Origin of the sequence: Rhodococcus rhodochrous (assembly GCF_014854695.1) — a bacterium.
Classification (GTDB): Bacteria; Actinomycetota; Actinomycetes; order Mycobacteriales; family Mycobacteriaceae; genus Rhodococcus.
Genome location: NZ_CP027558.1, coordinates 229,396 through 246,260 on the forward strand (window position 1 = coordinate 229,396; position 16,865 = coordinate 246,260).

Sequence of the window (16,865 nt, forward strand, 5' to 3'; positions counted from 1 at the left end):
CCGGTCACCGCACAGGTGCAGGGAACGAGGTGTAGGCAGTGAAGATGCCACCGGAGCCGATATCGGATGCTGGGTCGATCAGCTCCGGCAGCACCGCTTCGAGGGGTATCGGGGCAGCAGCGGCGACACCCGTCTCCGGAGTCGGGGTGGGTACCAGACGAATATTGTTGATCCGTAGGAGGTTACTGCCGAGTTCACGTCCGGCGGCAAGAGCGAAGGATTCGATTGCGCCGTCCATGGCGTCTCGCGCCGGTCCTCGATCGGTGATTCTGCGGAGCGTGTCCAGGCCGGTGACGGTGACGATCGATCCGATGCCGCCGGTGCGGTGGAGGGATGCTGCAGCACGTCTGGTTGTGTGGAACAACAAGGCCATGTGGTCGTAGGTGAACCGGCCCCAGTCGGCGGGGCGGATCTTGCGCAGCGAGTGGCATGCGGTTTCCGGGCCGGGTAGCCATGCGGTGTGCACGAGCGCGTCGATGCCGTCGTGTCGTCGTTCGAGGTGAGTGAACATGTTGTCGACGTCGGATTCGAGGGTCAGATCGGCTGCGACCGGGTGAGCGATCCCGTCGTCATCGGTGATTCGGCCGGCGAGGTGTTCGGCAGCATCGAGGGTGAAGCTGTGCGTGAACACGTGGTGTCCGACTGCCGCCAACGTTCGGGCCACGTGGGCACCTTCGTTCTGTTCGACGCCGGTGACCAGGACACGCAGTGAGGTGGTCGGCAGAGCTGGCGGGTGCAGCGACGGTTCGGCGATGCTCATCTGAACTCGTTTCGAGGGTGCCGGGGGCGCGGGGGGAGGCGTTCCGCGCCCCCGGGATTCGGGGTGGGATGGATGTCTGTCGAGGTACACGGTTGTGGGATCAGGCGCGGACGAATCGGCGGCCGGCCGAAGGGGGCGGGGCGTCGTCGACCGGGGACCGGTGCGTGAGCGTGCTCAGTGAGAGGTCGGTGACAGCTGTTCCTGTCCGGAGGTTTCGTCGTTGTCGGACAGGTCCTGTCGGTAGGTCTCGCGCATGGCGATCACGCAGACGACGGAGACTGCGCACATTGCGACCATGAACAGCGCCACGGCGACGTACGAGCCGGTGCGATCGAGCAGGTACGTGGCGACGATCGGTGCGGGAGCGCTCGAGGCGAGGGTTCCGATCGTGTAGCCGAAGGAGATTCCGGTGTAGCGGATGCGGGTGTCGAAGGCTTCGGCGAAGAAGGCTGCGAGGGGACCGTAGGAGGTGGCGAAGGCGAGGCAGAACACCACGAACCCGATCATCGCCAGTGCGAAGGATCCGGAGTTGACCAGCCAGAACCAGGGGAAGGTGAACAGCAGCATGGCAAGAACCCCGGCGAGGAAGACCGGCTTTCGGCCGTAGGCGTCCGACAGCTTGCCGAACAACGGTAGTGCGACGAACGTGACCGCCATGGCGACGAGGACGAGTGTCAGCATCTGGTTTCGGGTGTAGCCGACCTGCGTGACGCCGTAGCTGAGGCCGAATACCGTAGTGCCGTAGAAGGTGACGCCGATGGCGAAGTAGGCGCCGCAGGTCAGGAGGACCTGCTTGGGGTAGTGGCGAAGGACCACCCCGATGGGCAGCTTTTCCAGCTGCGCGTTCTTCTTGACGCGGTCGAAATTCGGGCTTTCGCCGACATGCAGTCGGACGAACAGGCCGATCGCGACGAATGCGCCGCCGATCAGGAAGGGAATTCGCCATCCCCAGGATTCGAACGCTTCGGGAGACAGTCCGGCCATCAACAGGAAGACCGTATTGCCGAGCATCAGTCCTGCCGGCACGCCCATTTGCACCCAGCTGCCGTAGTAGCCGCGTTTGTCGGCGGGAGCGTGTTCGACGGCCATGAGAATCGCGCCGCCGATCTCACCACCGAGTGCGAGACCCTGCACGAAACGCAGGGTGACGAGGATGATCGGTGCCGCGACACCGATGGTTTCGTAGCTCGGGAGTAGCCCGACTCCGAGTGTGGTCACGCCCATGATGGTCAAGGTGATGACGAGCATGGACTTGCGTCCGATCCGGTCACCGAAGTGACCGAACACGACTCCGCCGAGCGGGCGCGCCACGAAGGCGGCGGAGAATGTGGCAAAGGCGAGCAGAGTGCCGATCAGAGAGTCGAACTCGGGGAAGAAGATCTTGTTGAAGACGAGTCCGGCTGCGGTGCCGTAGATGAAGAAGTCGTACCATTCGACTGTTGTGCCGACACCGCTGGCAAAGCCTACTTTCGATGTTTGGGACATTTTGGGCATGTGGGGGCCTCCGTTGCCGCGAGCGCGAGATGATTTCTGCGGCTCGAATATATGGGTGACCCAGAACACACAACATCTCCATGTGGAGAGGTGGAGTGCGCTTTGGGTAAAGTGAATTCGGTTCAGAGCAAGCGAAGTTCGTGTGCGCGTGCGATGGCTTCGACGCGATTGCGCGCGTTCAGCTTCTGCATGGCGCTCTGCAGATAGGTCTTCACGGTGTTCCGGGTGAGAGACAGTTCCTGAGCGATTTCGGGATTGCTGTGACCCATGGCCGCGAAACGCAGCACTTCGTACTCTCGCCGGGTCAGGCCGGCCCGGTACAACGCCTCGGATGTCACGACTTTTCGTGGCCCCGTCAACCTCGGGTCGACCACCCGGATTCCGCTGGACACACGGTGAATGGCCGTCGCGAAGTCCTGTCCGCTGATGTCCTTGACGAGGCAGCCGTCTGCACCCGCTTCCATCAGCAGATCGATGGCACCGTGATCGGCGAACGCGGTGAACAGCAATATCCGCGCGCGCGGTGCGGCTCGCCGAAGACGCGGAATGAGTTCCGGTGCAGGGATATCGGGGAGCCGGAGATCGAGGAGGATGACGTCGACGGGCAGGGTGCGGGCCAATTCGACCGCGGCAGCGCCGGTCAGTGCACCTCCCACGACTTCGAGGTCGGTGTCCTCGCGGGCGAGAAGTTCCACACCGCCACGCACGATCGGGTGATCGTCGACGACGAGGATGCGGATGGTCTTCGGCGGTGCGGTCATGTGCTCGGCCCCTCCAGAGCGTCTACCCAGCCGCGCACGGTGGTGCCGCTTTCGTCGTCGCTTGCGACCGACATGCCGCCCCCGAGCCGCTCGAGGCGCCCTGCAGCCAATCCGAGCCCCAGTTGGCTTCCTCGCGTCGGGTCGTCGCTGCCGTCGACGCCCCGGCCGTCGTCGCTGACGACGACCGTCACCCTGCCCGACCGGGTCGACAAGCTGACCACCACCGTGGACGCGTCGGCATGCTTTTCCACGTTGACGAGTGCCTCACGGACGAGGCGCTGGAGGGCCTCGACGCGGCTGGCATCGAGTTCGGGAGATTCGGTCAGGGGCACGAAACGGGCCGGGATGCCGGTCCGGAGCGTGAATGCCTGGCAGTCCTCTTCGATGCCGACCGGAAGGTTCCGTTCGGGAGGCCGCGCGGTGAGGTCGGTCAGCGATCTGCGGATGGAGGCATTGACGGCGTGGACCTGTTCGGTGATGTCCTGCAGGCGATCGTGGATCGCCTGCGCGTCAGCGAGGGCGCGCAGGCTCTGCAGTTCGGCGCCGATCCGGAAGAGGACCGGGCTCACGGAATCGTGCAGGGATTCGGCGAGCCGTTTCCGTTCGGCTTCGAGGGCGAGTTCTGTCTGGGTTGCGGTCCTTTGGGCGCTGAGGAGGGTGACGGCAGCCGTTTCGGCGATCGATTGGATCTCTGCGATGACTCGATCACCGAAGGACGAATATTCGCGGGTGCCGACGTACATGGCGCCGAGTACATGACCTTCGTAGGCCATGGGAACGGCGAGCATTCCTCGCAGTGACTCCTGTGCCACGAGCGCGTCGAAGTCGTGGGTGATTCCGGGGTCGGACAGGTAGTCCCGTACCCAGACGGGTTGTTGGAGCATGATGCTCTTGCCGCCGAGCCCGATCCCTTCCGGCACCACCAGTCGGTGCAGAGCGTTGCTCTTCGTGCCCTGCCAACTGCGGTGAACCATCACCCCATCGACCTCGACGCGCCCGATGAGCGACATGTCGAAGTCGCCGACCTCCCGGATCCGCTGGCCTGCCGTGGTCATCGCCGACGCTTCGTCGGTCAGAACCAGCAGCTCGGCGCGCGAAAGTGCGAGATTATCGAGGATCGACGGTTTGAGGTCCGAGTGGGTGAACTCGTGAGCTGCAGTAGGTGTATTTTCCGACACCGGCTTTCCTCGATCTTCTTCCCGGGGTCTCGGGTGACCCATTCATGTCGGTCCGGTCACAGCTTCAGCGTATCGGACCGGTTGTTCAGGTTGATCAGGCACTCGAGCAGGAAGTAATCACCCCAGATCAGTTCGTTTCGGGTCGCGAAGTCGCGGCGTTTGTCGAAGCAACCGTCCATCAGGATCCCTGCCGGTCTGCTGTCGTGCGGTCCGGTGGGGGTGAGGTGATCGAGGAGTGCCTCGACGTGGGCGACGGCCCGGTCCCGGAAGTCGGTCCGCTCAGGGACGAGCCGATCGAGCTTGAGCAGCGCGGCAGCGGCGATGGCCGTGGCGGAGGTGTCGATCGGAACATCCGGACCGGTGCCGGCGTCGAAGTCCCAGGACACGACGGCGCCGTTCGGTGTGCGGTCGAGCCACCATTCGGCCAGTCGGACGGCGGTTGGCAGGAAGGACGGCGATGCCCACTGTGCGGCCTGGGCGTATGCCACCATCGCCCACGCCTGTGCCCGGCCCCAGGTGCTGTCGGCGTTCATGCCCTTGTGGGTATAGCGGTCCAGCAGTGCACCATTGGATGTGTCGAATCGTGCCGACTGACAGACCGAGCCATCGGTGCGGATGCACAGTTCGATGTGCCGCTGCGCGTGGCGGATCGCGGCGTCGTGGAAGCGTGGGTCTCCGGTATGTGCCGAGGCCCACGAGAGCAGCGCGACGGTGCCCGGGACGGCGTCGATGTTCGCGGCGCCTTCTCCGACCGCTTCTGCTTCTTCTGCTTCTGCTCCGAGTGGGATGATGCCGGCGCGATCGTTGAAGCTGGTGAGCAGGCCGTGGGCACCTGCCAGAGCGGTCTGCGCCGCGTCGTCGCTTCCGGTGACGAGGTGGTTGACTGCGGCCCCGTACCAGAAGAGGAAGCCGCGGAAGGCGGTGTCGGAATTCTGCCGGGGCAGGATCTGCGCGGTGATGTCGTCGGCGAGGTGTGCCAGGCGCTTGTCACCCGAGGCGGCGAAGCCGAGTGCGGCCAGGCCACCCCAGAATCCTCCGGTCCAGTTTCCGTCGGTGGTGGTGGTCCATTCGCCGGATTCGATGTCGCCGTAGTGCGGGAAGGTGCCGTCGGTCTGCTTGGCGGTCGAGTCGATCCGCTCGAGCATCGCCTCGATCGCCGCGGTGTACCGGGCGTTGGTCACGACCGGCCTCCGGTGGTGAGGACCGACTTGAGCGTGCGCCCGTCCCGCATATCGGCCATGGCGTCGTCCGCCTCGGTGAGCGGGTATTCGGTGACCATCGACGCGAGATCGAAGTGGGCGGTCAGCCGGGGGAGGGATTCGACGTATTCGAGGTGGTTCTGCGGCGAGAACGCCCAGCTTCCCAGCACCTGCAGCTGCTTTTTGGTGATGTAGTGGGGGTTGATCGGGGTGGTGCCGTGGTCGGTGTACTGCCCGACGACGAGGTACTTGCCGCCGCGGCGTGCGAGGTCGATGCCTTCGGCTACAGCGGTCGGGACGCCGGTGGCCTCGATGACGACGTCGGCGCCGCGCCCGTCCGGTGTGTGCGCGAGGATCCGTTCCAGGCGGGCCTCTTGATCGGTCTCGGTGAAGATGTCGATGTGGATGTCGCCGATGCCGGCGGCCTGCGCGACCTCGAGACGGTTGGCCGGCCCGCCGACGATGATCACTTTCGCCGCGCCGGCGAGTGTGGCGTACATGGCGCAGGCCAGACCGACCGGTCCGCTGCCTTGGACCACGACGACATCGCCTGTCTGCGGCTTGGCGATATCGTTCACGGCGTGCACGGCTGTCGGGCCGGCGCAGCCGAGTGCGATCACCTGTTGCGGGGTCACCGAGGACGGGATGCGGATGATCGTCGAGCCGGGCTGGAGGTAGATCTGTTCGGACCACCCACCCGACAGATGGGGCCAGTCGGCCGATGACTGGTTGATGCCGTACACCTTGCGGGTCTCGCACAGCGACGGTTCGTGCTGGTCCTGGCAGTAGTAGCAGTGCCCGCACGGGATGTTGGACGCCCATGAGATCGCGTCCCCGACGTGCAGTTGCTCGCCCCGGGCATCGGTGGTGACTCCATCGCCGAGGGCGTGTACGCGACCGACCGCCTCGTGTCCGAGGATGAGCGGTACCGGAATGGGCAGGCGACCTTGCTGCAGGTGGATGTCGGTTCCACAGATTCCCGCGTGCGTGACGTCGACGACGACCGCGCCGGCGTCGGGGGTCACGCGCGGAAACGTCGTCGCGGTCATGGTCTGTCCGAAGCCTTCGAGCACCATCGCCGTGGCGGTGCCGGTGGTCGGGCTCGTCGGGTCCGTCTGCATCGTATTACTCATCGGATCACTCCCTTACTGCGCAAGGTCTGGACATCGGACTCGGAGATACCGAGCTCATGGAGGATTTCGTCGGCATGTTCACTGACCGCTGGCACCCCACGGCGCACCTGGGCGGGGGTGCGGGACAACGTGACAGGGTTGCCCATCAACCGGGTGGTGCGCACACCCTCGATCTCGACGTCGACGAGTGTGCCGTTGTGCCGCGTCTGGGGATGATCGAGCGCTTCTTGCAGGGTGAGCAGCGGTGCGCACAGCAGATCGACCCCGTCGAACAACTCTGCCGCCTCGGCGGTGCTCAACTGTGCGACCAGCGGACGCAGAACCGCGTTGGCGGCTTCTTTGTTCTCTGCCTGGAGTTGTGGTGTGGCGAACGTCGGCTGGACGGACAGATCGTCGATGCCGAGAGCTTTGCATGCCAGACCCAGAGCGTTCTCGCGGAACAGGCCGAGTACCAGGAGCAGACCGTCGGTCGTTTCGAAGATGCCGCTGTACCAGTCGCTGACCCAGTTGGTCTCACGCTGGTACGCCAGCAGTGTGGAGCTTTCGAGAGTCTGCAGGGCCAGTGCTGTATCGAAGAGGTTGACGCTGACCTTCTGGCCGCGGCCGGAGCGTTCGCGTTCGAACAGTGCTGCCAAGATTCCCTGGGCGAGGGCCATACCCGAGGCGTAGTCCACGGTCGGTACCGGATGTACGTATGCCGAGATCGACGGGTCGCCGCACGCGCGTGCCATTCCGCTCAGTGCCTGCGCGAGCATGTCCTGGCCTGCTTTGTGGGCGTACGGTCCGGTCTCGCCGAATCCGGTCGCAGTGCCGTAGACGAGCCGAGGATAGCGCTCGTGCAGATCGTCGTAGGTCAAGCCCAGTCGTTCGACTGCCGCGGTCCGGTAGCTGTGGATGAGAACATCCGCCTCCGCGAGGAGCTGATGGAGAATGTCCTGCCCCTCAGGGGTTTTCAGGTTCAGTGCGATGCTGCGCTTGTTGCGGTTGACCGCGGCGAAGTAGGCACTGGGGCGACCTTCGTCGAGTGACTCGCGATCGAGGCCTCGCAGCATGTCTCCGTTGACACCGCGCTCGACCTTGATCACTTCGGCGCCGAGGTCGCCGAGAACCTGCGCGGCCACGGGTGCCTGCATGATCTCGCCGAGGTCGAGGACCCGGATGCCGCTCAGCGCGTGTTGTTGCTGGGGGTGGTGCACGGTGCGCCTACTTTCCGTATACCGACTTGGCGATGATGAGTCGCTGGATCTGGTTGGTGCCCTCGTAGATCTGGGTGATCTTGGCGTCGCGCATCATCCGCTCGACCGGATAGTCACGGACATAGCCGTATCCGCCGTGCAGTTGGAGCGCATCGGTGGTCACCGACATGGCGGTGTCGCTGCACAGCAGCTTCGCCATGGCCGCCTTCGTCCGTCCCGCCGGTTCCCCGTCGTCGATGAGACGGGCTGCGTCGTACAGCAGCGTGCGGGCCGACTCGATCTTGACGGCCATATCGGCGACCATGCCGCGCAGAAGCTGGAAGCGGGAGATGGACTGGCCGAACTGCTCGCGGTCGGTCGTGTACGACACGGCGGCATCGAATGCGCCCTGTGCGATGCCGAGGGCCTGCGCGGCGATGAGTGCCCGGCTGACGTTCAGTTCCTCCGAGATGTACGCGAACCCCTGGTAGGGGTCGTTGACGACGCGGACGGCGGGCAGTCGGCACTCGTCGAAGTTCACGTCGGTCGTGGGGCTGCCGCGCATACCCATCTTCTTTTCGGGAGCGCCGAAACTGACGCCGGCGTCGTCCTTGTGCACCATGAAGATGCCGAGTGACTTCTCGCCGGTCTTCGCCAGCACGGCGTACCAGTCGGCCCACGGCGCATTGCTGATGAACCGCTTCTGACCGTTGAGGATCCAGTCGGACCCATCCTGGGTTGCGGTCGTTGCGATCGCCGACAGGTCCGAGCCCACGCGCGGCTCGGTCATGCACCATGCGGCGCCGGCGGCGCCCGATGCGACGTTCGGTACCACCAGTTGCTTGAGTTCGTCGGAGCCTTGGCGGAGCACGGTGGAGGTGCCGGCCCAGTTGACCAGCATGACCAGTGCCGTGCTTGCACAGGACGCTGCGACTTCTTCTACAGCGATGACCTGGGCGAGCAGGTCGGCTCCACTGCCGCCGAGGCTCTCGGGGTAGGCGAGTCCGGGCAGGTCGTTGCTGCGCAGGGCTGCCCAGGATTCCGCGGGGAATCGTTCCTTGTCGTCCACATCGGCGGCGTGCGGTGCGATCTTGGTCTGCGCGAGTTTGCGGACGCTCTCGCGGAATTCGCGATATTCGATACTCATGAATTACTCCTGGTCTGTGTGGGGAAGGTGATGATTCGGAAGTTCGACGGTCACAGTGGGGGCCAGCTCAGACCCGTCACGGACGAGGGGATACCGGCTGCGGCCGCCCGTTGGGCGAGGTCTTCGGCGACACCGGCACGGCGCAGCACGTCCTCGGTCTTGACGTGGGTGTCGGTGGCGCGCCGTGTCGGGCCGTCGGAGAACACCGGGACCACGGGGACCGAATGAAGTGTGAAGTCCGGGTCCCGGGCCACGATCTGATCGAAGCTGGCCAGTTCGTGCGGTTCGAGTACCGGTGTCACGCAGGCATCCACGTCGGCGAACACTGTGGTCCACTCCGCCATCGTCTTCGTCTCGAATGCTGTGGTCAGTGACTTTTCGATGTGGTCCCAGGTGGACTCGTCGAAATGGTTCGGAACGGCACCGAGGTCGAGGGTGGTCCACAACCGTTCGAAGAAGGCGGTCTCGAGGGCCCCGACTGCGACGTAGCGATCGTCGGAGCAGCGATAGCACCGATAGAACGGCATCGATCCGGTCAGTACGCCGTGTCCACGTCCGGGCAGCGTCGGCGTCTGCCAATCGACGAAGTTCATTCCCATCATCGACAGCACGCCGTCGACCATGGCGGCATCGATGTACCGGCCTTTACCGGTACGCGTGCGGTCGTAGAGGGCGGACATGATGCCGAATGCCGACAGCAATCCGCCGCCTGCGAAGTCGGCGACCAGGTTCAGCGGCAGTGTCGGCGGGTGATCCGAGGGGCCGAAGGTCCCGAGGGCACCGGCGATGGCCAGGTAGTTGATGTCGTGCCCGGCGCGCTGCGCCATGGGCCCGTTCTGGCCGTAGCCCGTCACGCTGCAGTAGACGAGTCCGGGATTGAGGGCCGACAGTTCCGCGTAGCCGGCGCCCAGCTTGTCTGCCACCCCGGGGCGGAATCCTTCCATGAAGACGTCGGCTTCCGAAACGAGGGTGTGCAGGGCGTCGAGGCCGTCGGCGGTCTTGAGATCGAGCGAGATGAATTCCTTGCCTCGCGACAGCGCGGGCACCGGGAGCCCGGAACGACCACCACCGATTGCGATCACTTCTGCGCCGAGGTCCGCGAGCAGCATGCTCGCGTACGGTCCGGGCGCCAGACGTGTCATATCCAGTACCCGAACCCCCGCGAGTGGTCCTGTCGTTGCGGTCATCGTCGTCCTCCAAAGTCATCCGGTATCTCGTGTGATGCCCATCCTGGAGGCGGTGACTGCACTCACACCATCTCCATGTGGAGATGTCGCATCACAACGGGTCTCCCGCACACTGAGATCCACACACTCAGCACGGGACGCTCCGAATTCGACAGGACAGCAATGGAAACCACTGCGACAGACACTCTCCCCGACACCACCGCGCAGGACTACGAGCGGATTCTCGACGCCGCCGCGGCCGCCGCGACGTCTCTTGCTCGTACGGACCTGCACGAGCGAGCGCACCTTCTGCGGTCGGTGGCCGATGCGCTCGACGCCACAGCGTCGGAACTGGTGCCGCTCGCGGCCGCCGACAGCTCACTGCCCGAGCCGCGCCTGCGCGGCGAAGTCACGCGGACGACGACGCAGCTGCGGATGTTCGCCGAGGTCGTCGAGGAGGGCTCCTGGCTGGAAGCGATCATCGACACGGCCGATCCGGATGCGCACCCTGCTCCGCGTCCCGATCTGCGTCGGATGCTCGTGCCCACCGGACCTGTCGCAGTGTTCGGTGCGAGCAACTTTCCGTTCGCATTCGGACTCGGCGGCGGAGACACCGCTTCGGCATTGGCTGCCGGCTGCCCCGTCGTGGCCAAAGCCCACCCCGCTCAGCCGCGATTGACCGCCGCTTATGCGCGGGCGATCTCCGAGGGACTGCGGGCGGGCGGCGCCCCGGACGGCACCTTCGGGGTTGTGCAGGGCGCCGAGATCGGACGTCAGCTCGTCCAGGATCGGCGTATCACCGCCGTCGGGTTCACCGGCTCGACATCGGGTGGCCGTGCGCTGGCCGATCTGGCAGCCGGCCGACCGAATCCCATCCCGTTCTACGGTGAGCTCGGCAGCACCAATCCGGTGTTCGTGACACCTGCGGCCGCCGAGGACCGGTCGGGCAAGATCGCCGGCGAGTTCCTCGAATCGTTGCTGCTCGGCGCGGGGCAGTTCTGCACCAAGCCGGGGCTGCTGTTCGTTCCCGAGCAGAGTTCGATCGAGTGGCTCGTTCGAACCGCGGTCGCCGAGGATTCGTTCCGTCTGCTGCACGCAGGGATCCGGCAGTCGTTTCTCGAGGTGTCCCAGCAGATCCTCGACCATCCCGAGGTCCGGCCGGTGGCAGTGCCCGAGCAGAGCGGTCTGGACGATCTGTCGGTGCGCCCGGTCATCGGCGTGACCGACGCTCGGGCACTGCGTCGAAACCCTCAGGACCTGCTCGAAGAATGCTTCGGTCCGTTCGGGCTGATCGTGACCTACACATCGATCGAGGAGCTGTACGCGGCGATGGCTGTCCTGCCGGGCACGTTGACAGCGACCGTCCACGGAACCGAGGACGATCCCGATGCTGCGGGACTGCTCGGTGCGCTTGCGCGCCGTGCGGGGCGCGTCATCTGGAATGGATGGCCTACCGGTGTGGCCGTCGGTTGGGCTCAGCACCACGGTGGTCCCTACCCGGCCACCAACTCGGTACACACCTCCGTCGGAGCGACCGCGATTCGGCGGTTCCTGCGTCCGGTCGCCTACCAGTCGGTGCCCGAAGCGAACCTGCCGTCCGCTCTCGTCGATGCGAACCCGTGGGGTATTCCCCGCCGGGTGAACGGCCGGCTGTCGTAGGGCCACCGGTGCTCGCGATGTCGCCTCGATCCGGACAGGGTTCGCAGAGGACTACGTCTGTTGCGTGGCTCCGGACCGGGTTTGTATGTGGCGTTGTGTCACACGACCTTCCGGATCAGCGCGGGTAGTCGCGCCCAGGTGTGCTGCACAACCAACGACACGGCGGTCTCCGGAGGGAGGCCGCCGTGTCGTTAGTTGTGGGTCTCAGGAGGTGGTGGTGTCGGGAGTGACCGGTTCTGTGTCGGCGACGGTGGTCTTTCCGCCGTTCTCGTCGACGAAGTACAGGATCACTGCGCCGATCATCGGTCCGACGGCGAGGGCTGCGAACGCTGCCAGGAACGAGCCGGTGGCGGAGAAGACCGCGCCGATGGCGAGGGGGACGAGGGTGCTGGCGATCTGCCAGAAGGCGTTGGATGCGCCGGCGGCTGTGCCGGTGACCTCGCTCGAGACCAGGCGGGGGATCATCGCGACGATCAGGGGCAGGTATCCGTAACCGACCAGACCGAGGATGGGTGCTGCGATGAGGAGCGCTGGGACGTTGTCCAGCGTTCCGAAGAAGATCAGGATGACGGAGAACAGCGCGAGAATGACGATCGCGGGCTTTCGGGCGCTGCCTATCCGGTCGCCGAGTATTCCGGTGAGGGGTTTACTGACGACCGCCACGCCCGCGAAGATCGCCACGATGAACCCGGCGGTGGTGCCGGAAACGCCGTGTCCCTTGATGAGCAGGGCGTTGGACCAGGTGACGAATCCGTATGTGCCCCAGAACCCGCCGAATCCGGCGAGGGAGAGCAGCATGAGATCGCGGTTGGTGGTCAGGGTCTTCCAGGCGGAGGGGCGCTTGCCGTCGCCTGCGGTAGCGATCGTGTTGGTGACCGGTCCCGGCCGGATGATCACGTAACAGATGACCGCCGTGACGATCGAGATGGCACCGAAAAGGTGGTAGGAGGCGTGCCAGCTGTAGTGGTTGATCATCCACGGGACGGCGGTGTTGGCAATGACGGTGCCGAGCGAGGTCGCGGAGGTGAACAGTCCCATGACCTTGCCGAGTTCCTTGGGCTGGAACCAGCTTGCCAGGAGCTTGACGCCTGCGGCGTAATCCGCGCCGGCGAAGAAGCCGACGACTGCTTGCACGCCGATGCCGATGACCGCGGAGGTGGTCGATCCGAAGATCATCATGAACACGCCTGCGCCGGCGAGTGAGACGGTGACCACCTCGCGGCCACCGAACCGGTCGGAGAGCACCCCGGTGAGGGCGTTGGAACAGACGTAGCCGATGTAGTACGCGGTGGCGAACACGCCGAGGCTGGCCAGTGGTACGCCGAGGTCCTCGCCGACGAACACCGATGCCGGGCCCCAGGTGGAGCGATCGACGGAGGTCATGGTGAAGGCGAGCCAGCAGAGCACGAGCACGACCCACCGATATCGGTTGCGTGCCTGTTGATCAGGTGAGGTGGAAATCGTCTGCACGAGGGGTTTCCTGTCTGGTCTCGGCGCGATAAGGGGTCTCGGGTTGTGTTGCTGCTACCCGGGTTCTCGGGGGAGAGGATCGCTGCCGTCAGTCGAATAGCGTTGGTGCAGTCGAGGTGTGGAAGGGACTGTGAACGTCACGAGGGGGTATGTCGCGGAAAGTTCAGGGTGGGTCACCTTCGACCGGTCGAGCGCTGCACCTGTTTTATCAAGGTGATCGCGTTCACACAATGTTTGCGTCCGTTTGTGGAGCAATTGCGCGCTATTCGGACGCATTTCGCCCCTCGTCCCGGTCCGGGAGGTCATCGGCCGGATCATGTGGTCGCCGCTCGATCCGTCGATCACGCGGCGCGCAGGGCGCTGTCCCGACGACGACCGCGATCACCGGACAGGGCCTCACATCGCTGCGAGCTCCTCGCGGATCTGCTCGGCCGCAGTGCGCAGAGCGGTGAGGATCGATCCCCGCATGTGATCGAGTGATACCCGCGAGGACTGGGCGGAGACGTTGAGAGCGGCGACTGCGTAGCCTTCGGCGTCGCGCACGGGCACGGCGATCGACCGCACTCCCTCGGTGAGTTCCTCATCCGCCAGCGACCATCCCTCGTTGCGTGCGGCGAGGATCTTCTCTCGCAGTTCGTCGGTGTCGATCGTGGTGGCCGCGGTGTAACTGCGGGTGTCCACGCTCGCCAGATAGGCATCGAGTTCGGCATCGGTGCGGTCGGCCAGGAGTACACGACCGGTGGCGACGGCGTAGGCCGGCAGACTCGTCCCGACCACGATTTCGACCGTGAGGACCCGGTCGGCCTGGACCCGGTCGACATAGAAGATCCTGTCGTGATGCAGCACGGTGAGCGAGGCCGTCTCCTGCGTCTGCTCGGCCAGGCGTTCGAGGTGGGGCCGGACGATCTCGGGAAGTCCGCTGCTCAGGACGTAGGCGTCGCCGATCTCGAGTATCGCGGGGCGGGCGGTGTAGGCGGTGCCGTCGTAGGACAGATAGCCCATGTACTCGAGTGTCAGCACGAAGCGCCGGGCCGCAGTGCGGGTGATACCGGCGAGGCTCGCGACTTCGGTGACCGACAGAGGGCGACGTTCTCGCCCGAACAGTTTGAGTACCTCGAGCCCCCGGCCGAGAGCTTGAACGTGATCGCGGTTCTGCTCCGGGGTCGTCGTGGTTGCTTCGTTCTCGCTCACAGGCTCAACCTATCTACTTCGTGTGATGCTGCCGATCGAGTGGGGGCGTGAGAAGTGCGGATCCCCCAGAGGCCGAGCGCGCCGCACACTGCGTACAGCACTGCCGCCGCAGACCAGCCGGTCGCGAATCCGCCGGTGTGATCGGTCAGCAGGCCCATCAGAGCGGGCCCGCCGGCGAATCCGAGATACATCCCGACTGCGATGGCGCTCGAGGCACGGCCTACGGTGCTGGTCCGAACCACGCGGAGCGCACCGGCCATCAACACCACATTGGCTGCGAGGGCGGTCGCACCGTGCACGCCGACGCCGATCCACAGGAGGGCAAGCCATCCCCAGAGTTCGGCACCGAGCAGGGCGAGTGCGCCGAGCAGGGAGCCCGATGCGAGGACCAGTAGCAGAGGGAAGGGGCCGGTTCTTCCGGAAAGCGCGCGGCCCCAGCCGATTCGCGCCGTGACACCGATCAGGCCGGCGATCGCGGCGGTCAGCCCGGCCACGGTCAGGTTCAATCCCATTTCGTCGTGCGCGAACAACGGGAGATAGACGTTGGTGGCCTGAAGGGCGGCGCCGGAGAACAAGGCGTAGGCGGCGAACAGCCAGACGGCCGGGGGCAGGGTGCGGCGCTCGGTGCGGTCGGAGGAGGGTGCGGCACGCTCGGGTGCGCTTGCCGGCCGTTGGGAACGGTTCCGGGACGGTGCGCAACGCCAGGCCCAGAGGGCCGAGATGCCCGCGATGGCCGCGCCGACCCATAGTGGGCCTCGCCATCCCCAGGCAAGTGCCAGGGTGGGGCATCCGACTCCGGCGGCGAGTTGGCTGACCTGCACCCCGGACTGCTTCACTCCGATCCAGGGAGAGCGTTTGGCCGGCGGGGCATTATCGCTGATCACGCGGTTGGTGACGGGATTCGACAGGGCCTGTGCAGCCCCGGACAAGGCCATGGCTGCCAGTAGCCACAGGTAATTCGTCGACAGCGCCGCGATGACGAACGAGAGTGCGGCGCCCGCGAAGATCGTGACGAGCAGTGCGCGAGCGGGGAAGCGGTCGCTGAATCGCCCGAAGGTCAGGGACAGGGCAGCCGCCGCCAGGAAGCTGAGCGTGGCGAGCATTCCGAACTGCGCCGCGGTGATGCCGAGCGAGTCGATGACCAGCGCGCTCGTCGCGCTCAGGCCGTAGGTCAGCAGGGGGCCGATCGCCATGGCTGCCGTCAGCAACGGCAGTAGTGCTCGAGAATTGCGGTTGTTCACTACAGGCACTCCATCGACAGTCCTATCGCTGCGCGACGGTGCGCACGATCTCAGCGCAAAGCGTCCGCATAGCGTTCAAGAAACCTATCTTCGGACGCAAGTGTCGCACGTCCTAGGGTGTGGCACCTACCTCGCCGCGTCCCCGACTCTCGTGGGCCATCGAAGCGTGGCGACACGTGACGGGAGGCCGCGGAGCACGCCGTGGGTGTTCGGCGACGGGTGGACGTGCGCGTCCTCGCGGCATGGGATGCGCTCAGACGTCGATTCCGGCGCGCAGTTCCAGGGAGATTCGACCGGCGGTTTCGAGGAGTGGGGGAAGGTACCGCGGAACCAGGGTGCGCGCGGATTCGTGCGTTTGGTACATCGACACGGTGAGTGCGCCGACGACGCGGCCGGTTCGGGAGCGCAGCGGCACGGCCAACGCTTGCACTCCGACATCGAGAACCTGGTCGGCGAAGGCCCAACCCTGGCGGCGGATGATGTCCAATTCGCGCTCGAGTCGACTGCGCTCGTCGTGGGCGGGCGCCGGGTGCGCGTCCTGGGGAGCCGAGAAGTCGAGATGTCGGTTCAGTTCGGCTTCGGGAAGTGCCGCCAGCAGCACCCGTCCGGTCGCTGTCCGATGGGCGGGCAATCGGCTGCCTGCCTTCAAGGACACCGACATGCCGGACGCAACCTCCACTCTGCTGACGTACCGGATGTCCGGACCGTCGAGCACTGTGACGGACGCGGAGAGACCCAGGTTTCGCGCAAGTGCCTCGAGGTGTGGCTGGCACACGTCGGCGAGGGTGAACCTCGCCAGGTTGGCATAGCCCAGCTCGAGTACCTGCGGTGTCAGGGTGAACTTGCGGCCGGAGACCTCGACGAATCCGAGTTCGACGAGGGTGTGCAGGAATCGGCGCGCCGCCGAGCGGGGAAGTCGGCACCGCTCTGCCACCTCGGTCAGTGTGAGGTGGCGATGCTCGCGGTCGAAGGTGGTCAGCACTGCGATGGCGCGTTCGAGTGATTGGACCGCGTCCTTCGGGCGGGCCGGCCGCACGGGGGTCGACGTCGGCATGGCGTCCACCGCGCTTTTGGCTCGCGTCATCTGTTCCTCTCCGGTGCCCTCACTGAGTGGGCTTCTTCGATCCCACGACCGCGAGTGTAGTGGAGTCCGATCTGCGCGCATATGCGCGTTCCTTTCGGACCTTCCACGGCGGAGTGCGGACCTTCGCCGGTGGTGATCCATCGCGTGTCTCGGCGACAGAAACAGCGAGTACCAGGGGCCTTAGGGCGAAAAGTAAGGCCGCCCATG

At 65.5% G+C, this 16,865-nt stretch carries 14 protein-coding genes; 1 reads left to right on the top strand and 13 read right to left on the bottom strand.

The window, feature by feature from the left end; translation table 11 throughout:
- Window positions 1-4: 4 nt before the first annotated feature.
- The 9 genes from C6Y44_RS25925 to C6Y44_RS25965 all read right to left on the bottom strand — a co-directional run bounded on the left by C6Y44_RS25925 (window position 5) and on the right by C6Y44_RS25965 (window position 10,034).
- Entirely contained in the window at window positions 5-760 is a 756-nt protein-coding gene (locus C6Y44_RS25925; RefSeq protein ID WP_192378902.1) for an SDR family oxidoreductase, read from the bottom strand.
- Window positions 761-934: 174 nt separating this feature from the next.
- Complete coding sequence (locus C6Y44_RS25930) at window positions 935-2,245, bottom strand: MFS transporter (protein ID WP_404817818.1); 1,311 nt, start codon at window positions 2,243-2,245, stop codon at window positions 935-937.
- 131 nt (window positions 2,246-2,376) lie between these two features.
- Window positions 2,377-3,015, bottom strand: coding sequence for a response regulator (locus tag C6Y44_RS25935; protein WP_192378903.1), 639 nt, complete (start codon window positions 3,013-3,015; stop codon window positions 2,377-2,379).
- A complete protein-coding gene (locus C6Y44_RS25940; RefSeq protein ID WP_225623856.1) occupies window positions 3,012-4,235 on the bottom strand; it encodes a GAF domain-containing sensor histidine kinase in 1,224 nt (407 codons plus the stop codon). Before C6Y44_RS25940 ends, C6Y44_RS25935 begins: the two co-directional genes overlap by 4 nt.
- A gap of 14 nt (window positions 4,236-4,249) precedes the next feature.
- Window positions 4,250-5,374 carry a glycoside hydrolase family 88 protein gene (locus tag C6Y44_RS25945; RefSeq protein WP_159419431.1) on the bottom strand — a complete coding sequence of 375 codons (1,125 nt, stop codon included), beginning with the start codon at window positions 5,372-5,374 and terminating at the stop codon, window positions 4,250-4,252.
- Window positions 5,371-6,525 carry a zinc-binding dehydrogenase gene (locus C6Y44_RS25950; protein WP_159419430.1) on the bottom strand — a complete coding sequence of 385 codons (1,155 nt, stop codon included), beginning with the start codon at window positions 6,523-6,525 and terminating at the stop codon, window positions 5,371-5,373. Before C6Y44_RS25950 ends, C6Y44_RS25945 begins: the two co-directional genes overlap by 4 nt.
- Window positions 6,522-7,721, bottom strand: a complete 1,200-nt coding sequence (locus tag C6Y44_RS25955; RefSeq protein ID WP_192378904.1) for a CaiB/BaiF CoA transferase family protein — start codon at window positions 7,719-7,721, stop codon at window positions 6,522-6,524. The genes C6Y44_RS25950 and C6Y44_RS25955 overlap by 4 nt, the downstream gene beginning before the upstream one ends.
- A gap of 7 nt (window positions 7,722-7,728) precedes the next feature.
- Window positions 7,729-8,847 (bottom strand): acyl-CoA dehydrogenase family protein, encoded by a 1,119-nt coding sequence (locus C6Y44_RS25960; RefSeq protein WP_088898945.1) that lies wholly within the window; start codon window positions 8,845-8,847, stop codon window positions 7,729-7,731.
- A 50-nt stretch (window positions 8,848-8,897) separates the two neighbouring features.
- Window positions 8,898-10,034 carry a CaiB/BaiF CoA transferase family protein gene (locus C6Y44_RS25965; RefSeq protein ID WP_192378905.1) on the bottom strand — a complete coding sequence of 379 codons (1,137 nt, stop codon included), beginning with the start codon at window positions 10,032-10,034 and terminating at the stop codon, window positions 8,898-8,900.
- Window positions 10,035-10,196: 162 nt separating this feature from the next.
- On the opposite strand from C6Y44_RS25965, the gene C6Y44_RS25970 reads away from it, so the two are divergent.
- Window positions 10,197-11,672, top strand: coding sequence for an aldehyde dehydrogenase (NADP(+)) (locus C6Y44_RS25970; RefSeq protein WP_192378906.1), 1,476 nt, complete (start codon window positions 10,197-10,199; stop codon window positions 11,670-11,672).
- 204 nt (window positions 11,673-11,876) lie between these two features.
- Here the strand turns inward: C6Y44_RS25970 and C6Y44_RS25975 are convergent, their stop codons facing one another.
- From C6Y44_RS25975 to C6Y44_RS25990, 4 genes are all read right to left on the bottom strand, one after another.
- Window positions 11,877-13,142: an MFS transporter gene (locus C6Y44_RS25975; RefSeq protein WP_225623857.1), complete on the bottom strand. Its 1,266-nt coding sequence runs from the start codon at window positions 13,140-13,142 to the stop codon at window positions 11,877-11,879.
- 396 nt (window positions 13,143-13,538) lie between these two features.
- The gene (locus C6Y44_RS25980) at window positions 13,539-14,333 is read right to left on the bottom strand and encodes an IclR family transcriptional regulator domain-containing protein (RefSeq protein WP_159419427.1); all 795 of its coding nucleotides are present in this window, start codon (window positions 14,331-14,333) and stop codon (window positions 13,539-13,541) included.
- Window positions 14,330-15,574 (bottom strand): MFS transporter, encoded by a 1,245-nt coding sequence (locus C6Y44_RS25985; RefSeq protein WP_159419426.1) that lies wholly within the window; start codon window positions 15,572-15,574, stop codon window positions 14,330-14,332. The genes C6Y44_RS25980 and C6Y44_RS25985 overlap by 4 nt, the downstream gene beginning before the upstream one ends.
- Before the next feature lie 253 nt (window positions 15,575-15,827).
- Window positions 15,828-16,658, bottom strand: coding sequence for an IclR family transcriptional regulator domain-containing protein (locus tag C6Y44_RS25990; RefSeq protein WP_225623858.1), 831 nt, complete (start codon window positions 16,656-16,658; stop codon window positions 15,828-15,830).
- Between the last annotated feature and the right edge of the window lie 207 nt (window positions 16,659-16,865).